Source organism: Mycobacterium sp. E2327, assembly GCF_001672675.1.
GTDB lineage: Bacteria > Actinomycetota > Actinomycetes > Mycobacteriales > Mycobacteriaceae > Mycobacterium.
The window spans coordinates 1-15,369 of sequence record NZ_LZKE01000229.1; the positions used below are offsets into that span (position 1 = coordinate 1).

Annotated in this window: 14 protein-coding genes and 3 pseudogenes; 10 read left to right on the forward strand and 7 right to left on the reverse strand. The window is 69.4% G+C overall.

Annotated features, from left to right (window positions below; genetic code table 11):
* A pseudogene (locus A5712_RS31535) lies at window positions 1-1,526 on the forward strand (PE family protein); the annotation flags it as partial.
* A 22-nt stretch (window positions 1,527-1,548) separates the two neighbouring features.
* On the opposite strand, the pseudogene A5712_RS31110 reads toward A5712_RS31535, so the two are convergent.
* A pseudogene (locus A5712_RS31110) lies at window positions 1,549-1,661 on the reverse strand (NDP-sugar synthase); the annotation flags it as partial.
* Window positions 1,662-1,664: 3 nt separating this feature from the next.
* Here A5712_RS31110 and A5712_RS31115 point away from each other — a divergent pair.
* Window positions 1,665-1,784 (forward strand): annotated as a pseudogene (locus tag A5712_RS31115) (NUDIX hydrolase); the annotation flags it as partial.
* Window positions 1,785-1,833: 49 nt separating this feature from the next.
* On the opposite strand, the gene A5712_RS26690 reads toward A5712_RS31115, so the two are convergent.
* Genes A5712_RS26690 through A5712_RS26700 form a run of 3 tightly spaced genes read right to left on the reverse strand, consistent with a single transcriptional unit; the run spans window position 1,834 to window position 3,420 of the window.
* Window positions 1,834-2,211: a DUF732 domain-containing protein gene (locus tag A5712_RS26690; protein WP_068112430.1), complete on the reverse strand. Its 378-nt coding sequence runs from the start codon at window positions 2,209-2,211 to the stop codon at window positions 1,834-1,836.
* Between the two features lie 38 nt (window positions 2,212-2,249).
* Window positions 2,250-2,792, reverse strand: coding sequence for a cupin domain-containing protein (locus A5712_RS26695; RefSeq protein ID WP_068112433.1), 543 nt, complete (start codon window positions 2,790-2,792; stop codon window positions 2,250-2,252).
* A gap of 40 nt (window positions 2,793-2,832) precedes the next feature.
* Window positions 2,833-3,420: a carboxymuconolactone decarboxylase gene (locus tag A5712_RS26700; RefSeq protein ID WP_156766784.1), complete on the reverse strand. Its 588-nt coding sequence runs from the start codon at window positions 3,418-3,420 to the stop codon at window positions 2,833-2,835.
* A 96-nt stretch (window positions 3,421-3,516) separates the two neighbouring features.
* Here A5712_RS26700 and A5712_RS26705 point away from each other — a divergent pair, with 96 nt between their 5' ends.
* Window positions 3,517-4,152: a TetR/AcrR family transcriptional regulator gene (locus A5712_RS26705; RefSeq protein WP_082973682.1), complete on the forward strand. Its 636-nt coding sequence runs from the start codon at window positions 3,517-3,519 to the stop codon at window positions 4,150-4,152.
* Between the two features lie 17 nt (window positions 4,153-4,169).
* A complete protein-coding gene (locus tag A5712_RS26710; protein WP_068112437.1) occupies window positions 4,170-4,910 on the forward strand; it encodes a dienelactone hydrolase family protein in 741 nt (246 codons plus the stop codon).
* A gap of 7 nt (window positions 4,911-4,917) precedes the next feature.
* Here the strand turns inward: A5712_RS26710 and A5712_RS26715 are convergent, their stop codons facing one another.
* The 3 genes from A5712_RS26715 to rfbD are packed head-to-tail and all read right to left on the reverse strand — an operon-like array spanning window position 4,918 to window position 7,778.
* The gene (locus tag A5712_RS26715) at window positions 4,918-5,997 is read right to left on the reverse strand and encodes a sugar phosphate nucleotidyltransferase (RefSeq protein ID WP_068112441.1); all 1,080 of its coding nucleotides are present in this window, start codon (window positions 5,995-5,997) and stop codon (window positions 4,918-4,920) included.
* 1 nt (window position 5,998) lies between these two features.
* Window positions 5,999-6,892, reverse strand: a complete 894-nt coding sequence (locus tag A5712_RS26720) for a glycosyltransferase family 2 protein (protein WP_068112445.1) — start codon at window positions 6,890-6,892, stop codon at window positions 5,999-6,001.
* Complete coding sequence (gene rfbD, locus A5712_RS26725) at window positions 6,885-7,778, reverse strand: dTDP-4-dehydrorhamnose reductase (RefSeq protein ID WP_068112448.1); 894 nt, start codon at window positions 7,776-7,778, stop codon at window positions 6,885-6,887. The genes A5712_RS26720 and rfbD overlap by 8 nt, the downstream gene beginning before the upstream one ends.
* A 74-nt stretch (window positions 7,779-7,852) precedes the next feature.
* Here rfbD and A5712_RS26730 point away from each other — a divergent pair, with 74 nt between their 5' ends.
* The 6 genes from A5712_RS26730 (at window position 7,853) to A5712_RS26755 (ending at window position 15,359) form a co-directional block, all read left to right on the forward strand.
* The gene (locus A5712_RS26730; RefSeq protein WP_369830442.1) at window positions 7,853-9,328 is read left to right on the forward strand and encodes an LCP family protein; all 1,476 of its coding nucleotides are present in this window, start codon (window positions 7,853-7,855) and stop codon (window positions 9,326-9,328) included.
* Window positions 9,316-10,038, forward strand: a complete 723-nt coding sequence (locus tag A5712_RS26735) for a TIGR03089 family protein (protein WP_197519508.1) — start codon at window positions 9,316-9,318, stop codon at window positions 10,036-10,038. The genes A5712_RS26730 and A5712_RS26735 overlap by 13 nt, the downstream gene beginning before the upstream one ends.
* 81 nt (window positions 10,039-10,119) lie before the next feature.
* Complete coding sequence (locus A5712_RS26740) at window positions 10,120-10,401, forward strand: DUF1490 family protein (protein ID WP_068112454.1); 282 nt, start codon at window positions 10,120-10,122, stop codon at window positions 10,399-10,401.
* The gene (gene ctpC / locus A5712_RS26745; protein WP_068112456.1) at window positions 10,385-12,553 is read left to right on the forward strand and encodes a manganese-exporting P-type ATPase CtpC; all 2,169 of its coding nucleotides are present in this window, start codon (window positions 10,385-10,387) and stop codon (window positions 12,551-12,553) included. The genes A5712_RS26740 and ctpC overlap by 17 nt, the downstream gene beginning before the upstream one ends.
* A gap of 68 nt (window positions 12,554-12,621) precedes the next feature.
* Window positions 12,622-13,701 carry a LuxR C-terminal-related transcriptional regulator gene (locus A5712_RS26750; RefSeq protein ID WP_068112459.1) on the forward strand — a complete coding sequence of 360 codons (1,080 nt, stop codon included), beginning with the start codon at window positions 12,622-12,624 and terminating at the stop codon, window positions 13,699-13,701.
* 83 nt (window positions 13,702-13,784) lie between these two features.
* A complete protein-coding gene (locus tag A5712_RS26755; RefSeq protein ID WP_068112463.1) occupies window positions 13,785-15,359 on the forward strand; it encodes a PE family protein in 1,575 nt (524 codons plus the stop codon).
* Window positions 15,360-15,369 lie beyond the last annotated feature (10 nt).

The following is a 15,369-nucleotide window of genomic DNA, read 5'->3' on the forward strand; positions in this document are numbered from 1 at the left end:
TGACCGCCGGACCCGCCGGCCCCGCCGTTGCCGCCCGTACCGCCGTTGGTGCCGTTCAGGGCGCCGGCGACACCGGCCCCGCCGGTCCCGCCGACTCCGCCGGTTCCGCCTGCTCCACCTGCACCGCCGGTGCCGGAGAAGATCCCGCCGTTGCCGCCAGCGCCGCCTGCCCCGCCGCTGCCGCCGATGCCGCCGTTGGTGGCCGCGATTGCAGAGCCCGTGGTGCCGGTGACGCCGGTGTCGCCGGCGCCCTGAACGGCACCAACGGCGGTACGGGCGGCAACGGCGGGGCCGGCGGGTCCGGCGGTCAAGGCATCGGCCTGTTCGGCCATGCCGACGGCAGCAACGGCGTCGCCGGCAACGGCGGTCAGGGCGGGCTGGGCGGTGCAGGTGCCAACGACAACGGCGTTACCGCCGCCGGCAACGGCGGCAACGGCGGCGCAGGCGGCGACGGCCTCACCGCCGGCGCCGGTGGGGGCGGCGGTGTAGGGGGCACCGCCGCCCCCACCGGCGCCGGCGGGCATGGCGGCAACGGCGGCAACGGCGGCAACGGCCTCACCGGCGGGGCCGGCGGCACCGGCGGTGACGGCGGCGACGGCAGCGACACCGACGGCTCCGGCAGCGGCGGCAACGGCGGTGACGGCGGCATCAGCATCGCCGGCACCGGTGGGCACGGCGGCGACGGCGGCAACGGCGGCACCGTCAACACCAGCCGCGGTGACAACAACGCAAACTTGGCCGCCGGCAACGGCGGCAACGGCGGCACCGGTGGCATCGGCCCCACCGGCGGCACCGGCGGCAACGGCGGCCACGGCGGCAACGCAACCGTCAACCCCACCAACCCCAATGCCGCTGGGGCCGCCGCCGGCGGCGGCGGTGGCGGCGGCGGCCTCGGCGGCAACAGCAGCGGCGGCGGTTTCGGCGGAGCTGGCGGCAACGGCGGCGCCGGTGGCCAGGCCGTGGTCAGCACCCAGACCTTCAGCCAAGTTAACAACGTCACGGCCTTCGGTGGCGTTGGTGGTGGCGGCGGCGCCGGCAACCCCTTCGCGACCGGCAATTATGGCGGCGCCGGCGGTGGCGGTGCGGTTGTCGTCCAGGGGGTTTTCAGCGCAACCGGTGGCAACGGAGCCGCCGGTGCCGGCAGCGGTATTTTCCCCGCGGCCGGCGGCGGCCTCGGCGGTGCCGGCACCGGTGCCGGCACCGGTGCTATCAGCGCGGCCGGCGGCGGTGGTGGTGGCGGCGGTTTCGGCGGAGCTGGCGGCACCGGCGGCGCCGGGGGCGCCGGCGGCAACGTCGTTTCGGGCTTCAGCGGGGGCTCGCCGGTCGGCGGCCTCGGCAGCCCCAACGACGGCAACGGCTCCAGCGGCGACGCCAGCGGCCCGGGCGCCGCGGGCGGCGGCTTCGGCTTCGGCACGGGCCTCGGCAGCAGGTTGGGTGGTGGTGGCGGCGGCGGTGCCGCCTTCGTCACACCATTTACCGGCGGTAGCGGTACCGCCAACGGCGGGCAGGGCGGCAACGGCTCCTAGCGGGCCGCCGTTCGCCGAGGTCCTACGCGTCGGAGGAGTAGCGGATCCCGCCGTCGGGAATCGACACACCGGGCCACACCCGGACGCCCGCAACTGCTCGCACCGCGCGGCGATGTCGGCGCCGTCGCCGATCACCGCGCCCGGATCGCCATCAGCGACGAGTCCGACGACCTGCGGTGGTGACCCGCCGACGCCCTGCCGGACGGCACGGATCACGCGCTGGCGTACCTCGTCGCCCGCGCCACGCGGCGAGTCTGAAGCGAGCCGCACGCTCGGGACGGGCGAGGGCTCAGACGTCGGACCCCCATCAATGTGTCTCGCCCGGATGGGCGGCATCGGGACAGAGGTCGGAGACGGCGAAGCCGAGAGCGGCCCGGGCCTGTTGAGGTGTGAGCCCCGCTTGGCCGCCTGAGCGCGATTCGGTGACCAAATGCTGAATTAACTCGGCGGGGGCTTCGCCGCTGTAGAGCCGCCAACAGATCGCGTTGCCGAACCCGACCAGGTCGAAATTGTGGCTGTCGCTTGGGTTGCCGATGCCGATGCCGTTGAGATCTCGAAGGAAATCGTCGGGCCCCTGCGCGTGAGCCGGGCTTGCGGCAACGATTACGGTGCCGCTCAGCCACACCGCCGATAGAGCCAGCATCTTGCGCACACGACCGATGCGCAATTTTCGCGGCGCCTTCATGAGTTTCCTTATGCGTGGGTGCGATTGCCGGCCAACGGTTATGCCGGGACGGCGTCTGTCATCGTGCCGACGAGGAGGCACGGTTCGGTTGACCGGTTGCTCCAGGCGTGGTTGACCCCGCGGATGATCGCGGTGTCGCCCGGCCGCATAAGTACCTCGTCGGTGTCCGTGACGAGGTAGATTTCGCCGCGCACGCAGGTGAGGCAGTCCAGGGTGTCGGTGCGGTGCATGGTGGGGTGACGGTCCAGCTCGGCCGCAGTGGGAAGGTGCTTTTGGCGCACTTGTTTGTTCAGCTCGGTGAACTGGCGGCGACGCTCGTCGACGTCGGGGTCATCGGGCCAGATTTCCAGCGCTCGGCAGATGAATCCGTTCGGGAAGGGTTCGCGTTGTGCGTCCAATCCGGGAGTCTGTGACCGGTCGCCGTCAATTGTGTTGTCGGCAGGGGTTTCCTGGGTCGCCCACAGTGTGGCCCGCCAGAAGAATCCGTCGCGGGCTTGCACGTTGGTCAGTCCTTGCTGCAGGACCGCCGAACGGCCGTCGGCGCTGGGGCCGATGACGAATCGGTTGACAGGAGCGCTCACGGCGGTAATTCCTTTCATACCTGTTGCAATCCTTGGCATTTCAGCGCTTGATCCCCGGTGCGTCGGCGGGGACGTCGTAGAACTTCAGCGTGAACGAGACTGCTGTGTACATACCCATGAGGACGGTGATGTCAGTGATGCGATCATGGCCGAGAACCTCGACCGCGCGCTCGTACAGGCTCTCGGGGATGTAGCGGCCACCGGCGAGGGCCGCCGCTAGCTCATAGACGGTCTGCTCCCGCTGATCGTCCAGAAACGTCGGCCGGCCACACAGCAAGGCATCGACAACCCCGGGCGAGATGGCCAGATTGATCGCGACTCGGTTGTGCGCCGTGATCGGAAACGGCGCGTGCCACATGCCGAGCATGACGCAGACGGCGATCTCGCGCTCGCGTTGCGTGAGCGAATGATTCGGTGGATGGAAATGCTCGGCCAGAGGCGCCACAGCCTTCGCGAGCTTCGAGTTGTCCACCCAGATCTTCGCCGGCCCTTGTAGCTCGCCCCCCTCGGCCTTCGCGAGTACCCGATAGCCCTGCTGCTGCTCGGGCGTCATCTGGTCGTATGGGGTTTCGGCGTAGCGGCCGAAGGTCGCGTGGGTACGGTCTGCGCCCGTCCCGGATGTGGGCACGTGACTCTCCTGAGCAGTTATAACAACCACGAACGTTTCTTTTTAGTATCAAAAATAGCCTCAACTTCGATATAGCGCAACCGATCGTTTCCGTTTATGATCGGTTGCGTGCCCCGCCTCACAGAGCAGACTCGCGCCCAACGCCGCCAGCACATCCTCACTAGCGCGTGGAGGTGCTTTTCGCGCGATGGGTTCCACGCCACCTCCATGGACCAGGTGGTCGCGGAGACCGGGATGTCATCCAGCGCGGTCTACCGGTATTTCCGAAGCAAAGAAGAGCTCATCCACGCCAGCGCCGAGGAAGGCGTGAGCAGGGTGCGCGGCATCTTCCTCACGCTCCTCGACCGCGACCCCCGCTCCACTCCTGCCGAAACGCTGACCCACTTGGTGGCCGAACTTCACAGCCGCACAGACAATCAGGACTACGACCTGACCCGCATCGCCTTGCAGACTTGGGCGGAAGCACTGCGCGACCCGGCCCTGCACAAACGGACCCGCAGGCTGTATCTCGACACCCTGGACCACATCGCCCAACTGGCAGCCCGCTGGCGCGACGACGGACACATCCCGGCCGACTCAGACACCAGAGCCGTTGCCGCGACGGTGTTTTCGCTCATGCACGGCCTGATCGTCATGCACCACCTGGTGACCGACATATCAGCCGATGCCCTACGCAGCGGTGTCGGCCTGCTCGGCGTCGCCACCAATCTCAACCAACCGCTGGCAACCTGACCCCGGGAGTCCCCACCATGACCGACATCGACCTCAGCGACCTGGCCAGCGCTCGCAACGGGTCCACACCCTTGCATGGCTACCTGTCGACCCCGTCCGGGCCGGGTCCGTGGCCCGGTGTCGTGATGATTCACGAAATCTTCGGCCTCGACGACGTCATGCGCCGCCACGCCGACAAGCTCGCCAGTTTCGGCTATCTCACCCTGGCCGTCGACTTGTTCAGTGCGGGCGGCACCGCACGTTGCCTGGTCGCCACCATGACCGCCATGCTCCGGGGGCACGGCCGCGTGTTCGCCGACATCGCGGCCGGCCGCCAATACCTGATCGACTCCCCTGACTGCACCGCGAAGATCGGCACCGTCGGCTTTTGCATCGGAGGCGGCTTCGCGCTGCTGACTGCCTCCGACGGGTATTCCGCGGCCGCGGTCAATTACGGCCAGCTCCCGCGCAACCTTGATGCCGCCGTGGCCAGCGCATGCCCGATCGTGGCCAGCTACGGAGGACGCGACCCATCACTTCGCGGTGCCGCGCGCCGCCTGGACGCGGCGCTCGCCAACGCGGGAATCCTTCGCGACGTCGCGGAGTATCCGAATGCCAGCCACGCATTCCTCAACGACGCCGAAGCCGGCCCCCGGACCCTGCGACCGCTCTTTCGGGTCGCCGGCATCGGTCCCGAACCGACCTCGGCGAAAGACGCGTGGAAACGAATCGAGCTCTTCTTCGCTGCTCATTTGCAGGGATCGCCGCGTCATACGTGAGTCCGTGTCACACGTCGGACGAGTAGCGGATCCCGCCGTCGGGAATGGAGATCCCCGGCCACACCCGCGCGCCGCGCAGCAACTCACAGCGCGCGCCGATGTCGGCGCCGTCGCCGATCACCCCGTCGCGGATCAGCGCACGCGGGCCGATGCGGACGCCGAAGCCCAGGATCGAGCGCTCGATCACGCTGCCCGCCTCCACCTTGACCCCGTCGAAGATCACCGCGCCGTCCAGCCGGACGCCGGGGCCGATCTCGGCGCCGCGCCCGACGACCGTGCCGCCGATCAGCACCGCACCCGGGGACACCGCCGCGCCGTCGTGCACCAGCTGCTCGCCGCGGTGGCCGCGCAGGGCCGGCGACGGCGCGATCCCGCGGACCAGGTCGGCCGAGCCGCGCACGAAGTCTTCCGGGGTGCCCATGTCCCGCCAATAGGTGGCGTCGACGTAGCCGCAGACCTTGACTCCCGCGTCGGACAGCAGGGCCGGGAACACCTCGCGTTCGACCGAAGCCTCGCGGCCACGCGGGATCCGGTCGATGATGGCGCGCTTGAAGACATACGTTCCGGCGTTGATCTGGTCGGTCGGCGGGTCCTGCGTCTTTTCCAGGAAGGCGACGACGCGGTTGTGCTCGTCGGTGGTCACGCAGCCGAACGCCCGCGGGTCGCCCACCCGCACCAGGTGCAGCGTGACGTCGGCCTCGTTGGTCCGGTGGAAGTCCAGCAGCTGGCCCAGGTCGGCGCCGGACAGCACGTCGCCGTTGAACACCATCACGGTGTCGTTGCGCAGGTGGTCGGCGACGTTGCCGATGCCGCCGCCCGTTCCCAGCGGCTGCTCCTCGGTCACGTATTCGAGCTGCAGGCCCAGCTTGGAGCCGTCGCCGAACTCCGCCTCGAAGACCTGGGCCTGATACGACGTGCTCAGGATGACGTGCTCGATGCCGGCCGCGGCGATCCGCGACAGCAGGTGGTTCAGAAACGGCAGCCCCGCGGTGGGCAGCATGGGCTTGGGCGCCGACAGCGTCAGCGGCCGCAGCCGGGTGCCCTTGCCGCCGACCAGCACCACCGCATCGACCTGAGATGTTCCCATTTCAGCGCCGCCCTTCCGCCACGTTCCGTCTACTCAGGCGCCGCGCACTGCGCACCATCAGCCGCGAACGCACCACCAGCGAAACCCGCAGCGTCCAGCGCAGCGGCGCCCGCCACCATCCAGGATGCCGGTCGGCGAGGAACATGTAGGTGCTTTTGTGATGAGCGGCCAGGTGGAGTCCCGGGTCGTGGCCGGTGGAGTGGCCCTTGTCGTGCAGCACTTCGGCCGTCGGCACGTAGACGTTCAGCCAGCCGGCCTTGCCCAGCCGGTCACCGAGGTCGACGTCCTCCATGTACATGAAGTAGCGCTCGTCGAACCCGCCGACCTGGTCGAAGGCCGACCGCCGCACCAGCAGGCAGGATCCCGAGAGCCAGCCCACCGCCCGCTCGCTGGGCTCCAGCCGTTCCTGGCGATAGGCCGCCGTCCACGGGTTGCGCTTCCAGAACGGGCCGACCACCGCGTGCATGCTCCCGCGGATCAGGCTGGGCAGATGCCGCGCCGACGGATACACCGAACCGTCGGGGTCGCGGATGAGCGGCCCCAGCGCGCCGGCGTGCGGCCAGCGGGTGGCGGCGTCCAGCAGGGCGTCGATGCTGCCCGGGCCCCACTGCACGTCGGGGTTGGCCACGATCAACCAGTCCCCGTTCTCGTCGTCATCCAGCCGCGCGACCGCGTGATTCACCGCGGTCCCGTATCCGAGGTTGGCGCCGGTGTCGATGAGCCGGACGTTGGGGTAGCGCTCGACGGCCTCCTGCGGGGCCCCGTCGGTGGAGCCGTTGTCGGCCAGCAGCACGCTGACGGGGCGCTCGGTGGCGATCGACAGGGAGGCCAAAAACCTCTCGAGGTGGGGGCCCGGTGAGTAGGTCACCGTCACGACCGGCAGGACGTCAGTCACGCGTCGAGGGTAACGCTCGATCACCGGCGGACGCGGCCAGCGCCGCGACAAGCGCAGGGCGCCAGGGCCTTAACGGTGTCAGGCCCGCCGCCGCGGACTCGCGGCTGCCCAGCGCGGAATAGCTCGGGCGCGGCGCCGGGCGCGGGAAGTCGTCGGTCTTGACGGGTCGCACCCGGTCCGGGTCGGCGCCGCATTCACTGAACACCGCGCGGGCCTGCTCGAAGCGCGACACCGCACCCTCGTTGGCGGCGTGCAGGATGGGCCCGGGCACCCGCTCGTCGGCGACCTGCAGCAGCGCGACGGCCAAATCGGCGACGTACGTCGGCGACCCGACCTGGTCGTCGACGACGTCCACCGGGCCGTCCCCGGCGGCCAGGCGGCGCATGACGGCGACGAAGTCCTTGCCGGTTCCGCCGGTGTAGAGCCAGGCGGTCCTGACCACGACCGCCTCCGGCAGCGCGGCCAGCACCTCCTCCTCGCCGGCCAGCTTGGAGAGGGCGTACACGCCGCGCGCGTCGGTCTTGTCGCTGGGCTCGTACGGGTGCGGGCCGTCCTCGGGGGGAGGGCCGGTGAACATGTAGTCGGTGGAGACGTGGATCAGCCGGGCGCCGACCTTCGCGCAGGCCCGCGCCAGGTGCCCCGGGCCGGTCGCGTTGACGGCGTAGGCCGCGGCCTCGTCGCTCTCCGCGCCGTCGACGTTGGTGTACGCCGCGCAGTTGACCACCACGTCGCCGGCCCGGATGATCCGTTCCGCCGCGGCGGGGTCGGTGATGTCCCACTGCGACGACGTGAACGCCAGCACGTCGCGACCTCTGTCGGCGGCCAGCGCCGTCAGAGAAGTGCCCAATTGCCCGCCCCCGCCGCTGATCACAAGCCTTTCCGACATGTGTCGAGTCTGGCATGGCCCAGGCACGCCGCTTTCAGCTACCCGCGAAACGGCTGTGTCACAAGTAATCTGTTGTGATGCCTGTGCAACGTGTGGTTCGTGTGGTTGCCACTGTGCTGGCCGTCGCGGTCGTTTTCGGCACCGGAATCGCCTGGAGCAACGTCCGGGCCTTCGAGGACGGCATCTTCCACATGTCCGCCCCGTCGCTGGGCAAGGGCGGCGACGACGGCGCGATCGACATCCTGCTCGTCGGCCTGGACAGCCGCACGGACGCGCACGGCAACCCGCTGTCGGCCGAGGAGCTGGCGACGCTGCGGGCCGGCGACGAAGAGGCCACCAACACCGACACGATCATCCTGGTCCGGATACCGAACAACGGAAGGTCGGCGACCGCGATCTCGATCCCGCGGGACTCCTACGTCGCGGCCCCGGGCCTGGGCAAGACGAAGATCAACGGCGTCTACGGCCAGACCCGGGAGGCGAAGCGGGCCAGCCTGGTCAAGGCCGGCGCGTCGGCCGCCGAGGCCGAGGCGGCCGGCACCGAGGCCGGCCGCGAGGCCCTCATCAAGACCGTCGCCGACCTGACCGGGGTGACCGTCGACCACTACGCCGAGATCGGGCTGCTGGGCTTCGCGCTGATCACCGACGCGCTAGGCGGCGTCGAGGTCTGCCTCAAAGAGCCGGTGTACGAACCGCTTTCGGGCGCCGACTTCCCGGCCGGCCGCCAAAAGCTCGACGGCCCGCAGGCGCTCAGCTTCGTCCGCCAGCGCCACGACCTGCCGCGCGGCGACCTGGACCGGGTGGTGCGCCAGCAAGCGGTGATGGCCTCGTTGGCCCACCGGGTCATCTCGGGCAAGACGCTGTCCAGTCCTTCCACGCTGGGCCGGTTAGAGGCGGCCGTCCAGCGCTCGATGGTGATCTCCTCGGGATGGGACGTGATGGATTTCCTGCAGCAGTTGCAAAAGCTGGCCGGCGGTAAGGTCGCGTTCGCGACCATCCCGGTGCTCGACGGGGCCGGCTGGAGCGACGACGGCATGCAGAGCGTGGTCCGGGTGGACCCGCACCAGGTCGCCGACTGGGTGGGCAGCCTGCTGCAAGACCAGGCGCAGGGCAAGACCGAGGAACTGGCCTACACGCCGGCCAAGACCACCGTCGACGTGGTCAACGACACCGACATCAACGGGCTGGCCGCGGCGGTGTCGGATGTGTTGAGCGCCAAGGGATTCGGCGCCGGAACCGTCGGCAACAACGACGGCGGCCACGTGAAGGGCAGCCAGGTGCGCGCCGCCAAGACCGACGACCTGGGCGCGCAGCAGGTCGGCAAGGAACTGGGCGGGTTGCCCGTCGTCGCCGACCCGGCGCTGCCGGCCGGATCCGTCAAGGTGGTGCTCGCCAACGACTACACCGGTCCGGGCTCCGGCCTCTCCGGTGGCCCCAGCACCCAGGTGCTGACCGCGCGGGCGTCCAACGCGGGCGCCACCGGCCCCAACACGCCGCCGCCGTCGCCGATCCTGACCGCCGGCTCCGACAAGCCCGAGTGCATCAACTGAGCACGCTCTCCGGCGCGATCCTGGATCCGATGCTGCGGGCCGACCCGGTCGGCCCGCGCATCACCTACTACGACGACATGACCGGCGAGCGCATCGAATTGTCCGGTGTGACGCTGGCCAACTGGGCGGCCAAGACCGGCAACCTGTTGCGCGACGAGCTGGGCGCCGGACCGGCCAGCCGCGTCGCGATCCTGCTTCCGGCGCACTGGCAGACGGCGGCGGTGCTGTTCGGGGTGTGGTGGATCGGCGCCGAGGCCGTGCTCGAATCGGGCGCCGCCGCCGACCTCGCGTTGTGCACCGCCGAGCGGCTGGACGAGGCGGACGCTTCGGTGGCGGGGGGTGAGGTCGCGGTGCTCTCGCTGGACCCGTTCGGCCGCCCCGCACCGGACCTGCCGATCGGCGTCACCGATTACGCCACCGCCGTCCGCGTGCACGGCGACCAGATCGTCCCCGAGCGCCACCCCGGCCCGGCGCTGGCCAGCCGATCGGTCGAAGCGGTCCTGGCCGATTGCGAAAGATTCGCCACTGCAAGGGGATTGACGTCCGGGGACCGAATCCTGTCCACCGCCGCCTGGTCCGGTCCCGAGGAACTGGTCGACGGGCTGCTGTCGATCCTGGCGGTCGGTGCGTCGCTGGTGCAGGTCGCCAACCCCGACCCCGCGGCGCAGCCGCGCCGGATCGAGACGGAAAAGGTCACCCGGGTCCTCTAGGCCGCCGATTCATATTGATATCGCAATATTTCAATGTTAGCGTCGTGCGAGGATTAACCGACCGACAGGAAGGGTGAGGCAATGGCGGTCTACGGGCTCCTGGCAAAGGCGGCGGGGACGGTGGTCACCGGCCTGGTCGGCGTGACGGCCTACGAGGTGGTGCGCAAGGCCGCGGCGAAGGCGCCGCTGCACGAGACCGCCGTGTCCGCGGCGGAGCTGGGCCTGCGCGGCACCCGCAAGGCCGAGGAGGCCGCCGAGTCGGCGCGCCTGAAGATCGCCGACGTCATGGCCGAGGCCCGCGAACGCATCGGCGAGGAGGCGCCCACGCCGTCCGTCACCGACGCCCATGAGCACGATCACTGATCGCCTGCCGCAACCCGAAGACCCTGCCCTACAACTCATTTCGGATGCGGCCGGGCGCATGCGGGTCGCGGTCGGGTGGGTGCGGGCCGACTCGCGGCGCGCCGTGGCGGTCGAGGAGGCCGTCGCCAAGGTGCCGGGGGTGCGCGCGGTGCACGCCTACCCGCGCACCGGCTCGGTGGTGGTCTGGTATTCACCGCGGCGCGCCGACCGCGCCGCGATGCTGGACGCGATCGCCGGCGCCGCCCGCGTCGCCGCCGCACTGATCCCGGCACGCGCGCCGCACTCCTCGGAGATCCGCAACACCGACGTGCTGCGCATGGTCATCGGCGGCGCGGCGCTGGGGTTGCTCGGCGTGCGCCGCTACGTGTTCGCGCGGCCACCGCTGCTGGGCCCGAGTGGACGGCTGTTTGCCACCGGCGTCACCGTCTTCACCGGCTACCCCTTCCTGCGCGGCGCGCTGCGCTCCCTGCGCTCCGGCCGGGCCGGCACCGACGCGCTGGTCTCGGCGGCCACCGTGGCGAGCCTCGTGTTGCGGGAGAACGTCGTGGCCCTCACCGTGCTGTGGCTGCTCAACATCGGCGAGTACCTACAGGACCTCACGCTGCGCCGGACCCGCCGCGCCATCTCCGAGTTGCTGCGCGGCAACCAGGACACGGCGTGGATCCGCTTGCCGGACGGCGAGATTCAGGTGCCGATCGACAGCGTTGAAATCGGCGACGAGGTGGTGGTGCACGACCACGTCGCGATACCGGTGGACGGCGAGGTCATCGACGGCGAGGCGATCGTCGATCAGTCCGCGATCACCGGCGAGAACCTGCCCGTCAGCGTCATCGTGGGCGCGCGCGTGCACGCCGGCTCGGTCGTGGTGCGCGGGCGGCTGGTGGTGCGCGCCCACGCCGTCGGCAACCAGACCACCATCGGACGCATCATCGCCCGGGTCGAAGAGGCGCAGCACGACCGCGCGCCGATCCAGACGGTCGGCGAAAACTTCTCTCGCCGTTTCGTTCCCACGTCGTTCATCGTCTCGGCCATCACCCTGGTGATCACCGGGGACGTCCGCCGGGCGATGACCATGCTGCTGATCGCGTGCCCGTGCGCGGTCGGCCTGGCCACCCCGACCGCGATCAGCGCGGCGATCGGCAACGGCGCGCGCCGGGGCATCCTGATCAAGGGCGGCTCCCACCTGGAACAGGCGGGCCGAGTCGACGCGATCGTGTTCGACAAGACCGGCACGCTGACCGTGGGCCGCCCGGTGGTCACCAACATCGTTGCGATGCACAAGGATTGGGAGCCGGAGCAGGTGCTGGCCTATGCGGCCAGCTCGGAGATCCACTCGCGGCACCCGCTGGCCGAGGCGGTGATCCGCTCGACCGAGGAACGCCACATCAGCATCCCGCCGCACGAGGAGTGCGAGGTGCTGGTGGGCATGGGCATGCGAACCTGGGCCGACGGGCGGACCCTGTTGCTGGGCAGCCCGTCGCTGCTGCAGTCCGAAAAGGTCAAGGTGTCCAAGAAGGCGAAGGAGTGGGTCGACCGATTGCGCCGCCAGGCGGAGACGCCGTTGCTGCTCGCGGTGGACGGCACCCTGGTGGGGCTGATCAGCCTGCGCGACGAGGTGCGACCCGAGGCGGCCGAGGTGCTGACGAAGTTGCGCGCCAACGGGATTCGTCGGATCGTCATGCTCACCGGCGATCATCCCGAGATCGCCGAGGTGGTGGCCGCCGAGCTCGGGATCGACGAGTGGCGCGCCGAGGTGATGCCGGAGGACAAGCTCGAGGTGGTGCGCGAGCTGCAGGGCGACGGCTTCGTGGTGGGCATGGTCGGTGACGGCATCAACGACGCCCCGGCGCTGGCCGCCGCCGACATCGGGATCGCGATGGGCCTGGCGGGAACCGACGTCGCCGTCGAGACCGCCGACGTGGCGCTGGCCAACGACGACCTGCATCGCCTGCTCGACGTGCGCGACCTGGGCGCCCGCGCGGTAGACGTGATCCGCGAGAACTACGGCATGTCGATCGCCGTCAACGCCGCCGGGCTGATCATCGGCGCCGGCGGCGCGCTCTCCCCCGTGCTGGCCGCGATCCTGCACAACGCGTCGTCGGTTGCGGTGGTGGCCAACAGCTCCCGGCTGATCCGGTACCGCCTGGACTGAACCGCCGCGGGACTACGGCAAACCACGTATCTTCTGCTCAAACGCGCCGAGCATCGGAAACTCGCAGGATGACAAGTCTGGACAGCGACAGCGTCGCCGCCGTCATGGAGGTCGCGCTGGCGGCGTACTCGTTTGACGGGCTGGAGAGCTTTCGCCGCGAGTTGTTGTCCTGTGTACGACGTCTGATTCCCGGTGACGTGCTTGGTTACAACGAGCTGGACCTGGAGACAGGGCAGGTACTCGTTTTCGTCGAGTCCCCGGAGGCGACCTACGCGGGGCTTGTCGAGGCGTTCGATGCGACCTCGCACCAGCATCCTGGAGTGCAGTTGTGTCAACGCGGCGACTTCCGCGCGCACTTGCTTTCCGACCTGGTGACCACCAGCGAGCTGCATCGCCTAGAGCTCTACCAGGAGGTGTACCGGCTGTTGGGTGTGGAAGACCAGCTCTACTTCAACCTGACCGAGTCAGCAGATTTGGCCACCGTCGCCATCGGCCGATCCCGGCGCAGCTTCACCGGGCGTGATCGCGCGATGGTCGAGCTGCTGGAACCACATTTGCGCCGCGCCTACCTCCAAGCACACCAACGTGACCTGGCCAGGGCCGTCATCGCGGCGCAGGAGGCGGGCCTGGACGAGGCTGACACGGCGGTGATCCTGCTCGACGACCGTGACCGCGTGATGCACGCGTCGGGGTTGAGCCGGCAGCTACTCGACGCGTATTGCCCCGGGCAGCACGACATCGACGGCGTACTGCCCGATTCGTTGGCCCGCTGGCTGCAGGCCAGCAACCGCGACGTCTTCAACAGCATCTGCCTCACCCGGCCCCAGGGCCGGCTGCGGGTGCGTGCCTTGTCCGGTCGCACCGCCGAAGGATGGCGCACCCTACTGCTCGATGAGCTGCCCGCCGACCACCTGCCCTCAGTCGAATCACTACTCGCCCTGGGACTTACGAACCGTCAAGCGGAGGTGCTCCGCCTGCTCGCCGGCGGACACAGCACCCAGGCGATTGCCGACCAGCTCTACCTCAGCCCCGCCACGATCCGCAAGCACCTCGAAAACATCTACACCCGACTCGGGGCGCGATCACGGACCGAAGCCGTCGCACTGGCCATGCGACAGGCGAAGATACGCGCTTTGCCGTATGTCTAGCGGCCTTGCGGCGAAGTAAATTACCGTTCGTCCACGCCCACGGCGCGGTCAAGCCACCGACCTGATCCGGTGAAAGGCCAGCCATGACCTACCTGATCGCAGTCCCGGACCTACTGGGCCAGACGGCAACCGAGGTCGCCGGCATCGGATCGAGTCTCACCGCGGCCCGCGCCGCGGCGGCGTTCTCGACGACGACGGTGACCGCGATGGCCGGCGACGAAATCTCGGCGGCCCTCGCCGCGCTGTTCGCCGGTCACGGCCAGCAGTTCGCCGCACTGGGCAGGCAGGCCGGGGCGTTTCACGATCAGTTCGTGCGGGCGCTACAGGCGGCGGCAAGCGCATATGGGAGCGCCGAGGCGGCCAGCGCGGCGCCGCTGCAGGCCCCCGCGCAGACGCTGCAGGACCTGCTGTCCACCCTGCCCAACCTGGGTGCGGGCAACAGGGGCAACGCGAACGTGGGCAGCGGAAACACCGGCAATCAAAACTTCGGCAGCGGAAACACCGGCAACTCGAACGTCGGTGGCGGAAACCTCGGCAGCGGAAACGTCGGCCCCGGGAACTTCGGCAACTTCAATGTCGGCGGCGGCAACGCGGGCAACAACAACATCGGCTTCGGAAACACCGGCACCAGCTTCCTCACCCTCACCAACGGCGCCGACAACAACGTCGGCATGGGAAACACCGGCAACAACAATGTCGGCTTCGGAAACACCGGCGCCTTCAACCGCGGCGGTGGAAACACCGGCATCGGAAACATGGGCGCCGGCAACACCGGGAACAACAACATCGGCTTCGGGCTGACCGGCAACAACGAAATCGGCATCGGCAACACGTATTTCAACACCGCGACCAATCAGTTCAACCTCGGCGGGCTGAACTCGGGCAGCGGCAACATCGGCCTGTTCAATTCGGGCAACAACAACATCGGCTTCTTCAACTCCGGTGACGGCAACGTCGGCCTGTTCAACACCGGCAGCAACACCTATAACGCGGGCATTCCCAACAACTTCGGCGTCGGCAACTCGGGCGCCGTCAGCACCGGCATCGGGAACTCCGGCGGCTACGACACCGGCTTCGGGAACTCGGGCGCGCAAGACACCGGCTTCGTGAACGCGGGCCCCGTGAACACGGGCGCCGGCAACGGGGGCTTCGCCAACACCGGCTTCGGGAACTCGGGCAACTTCAACACGGGCAACGGGAACTCGGGCAGCAGCAACACCGGCTACTGGAACTCGGGCAGTGTCAACACCGGCTTCGGTTACAGCACCGACAGCGGCGCGGCGAACTCGGGCTTCGGCAACACCGGGATCGGGGTCTCGGGCTTCTCCAACTCGACCACCGGCGGATCCGGGGGCGACGGCTCGGTCTCGGGTTTCGGCAACAACTTCAGCGGTTCGGACCCCAATTTTGGTTTCGACGGCTTCGGCTCGGGCTTCTTCAACTCGGCCAGCGGACCGTCCTTCATCAACGGCGAGACGTCGGGCTTCTTCAACTCGGCCACCGGCGGGACCATAGTCAACGGCGACAATTCGGGCTTCTTCAACGTCGGCATCCCCGGCAGCCTGGCCGGCCCCGGCACCAGCGGTCAGCTCTCCGGCCTGCTCAACTTCGGCACCGTCGTGTCCGGGATCTTCAGCCTCAGCCGGCTGCTGCCGTAACGCGCCCGGG

What these genes read in the sequence shown, in the direction of transcription:
- A5712_RS26750 (WP_068112459.1), top strand. Translation starts at nt 12,622, where the DNA reads ATGACAAGTCTGGACAGCGACAGCGTCGCCGCCGTCATGGAGGTCGCG.
- A5712_RS26715 (WP_068112441.1), bottom strand. Translation starts at nt 5,997, where the DNA reads ATGGGAACATCTCAGGTCGATGCGGTGGTGCTGGTCGGCGGCAAGGGC.
- A5712_RS26755 (WP_068112463.1), top strand. Translation starts at nt 13,785, where the DNA reads ATGACCTACCTGATCGCAGTCCCGGACCTACTGGGCCAGACGGCAACC.
- ctpC (WP_068112456.1), top strand. Translation starts at nt 10,385, where the DNA reads ATGAGCACGATCACTGATCGCCTGCCGCAACCCGAAGACCCTGCCCTA.
- rfbD (WP_068112448.1), bottom strand. Translation starts at nt 7,778, where the DNA reads ATGTCGGAAAGGCTTGTGATCAGCGGCGGGGGCGGGCAATTGGGCACT.
- A5712_RS26690 (WP_068112430.1), bottom strand. Translation starts at nt 2,211, where the DNA reads ATGAAGGCGCCGCGAAAATTGCGCATCGGTCGTGTGCGCAAGATGCTG.
- A5712_RS26740 (WP_068112454.1), top strand. Translation starts at nt 10,120, where the DNA reads ATGGCGGTCTACGGGCTCCTGGCAAAGGCGGCGGGGACGGTGGTCACC.
- A5712_RS26705 (WP_082973682.1), top strand. Translation starts at nt 3,517, where the DNA reads ATGATCGGTTGCGTGCCCCGCCTCACAGAGCAGACTCGCGCCCAACGC.
- A5712_RS26710 (WP_068112437.1), top strand. Translation starts at nt 4,170, where the DNA reads ATGACCGACATCGACCTCAGCGACCTGGCCAGCGCTCGCAACGGGTCC.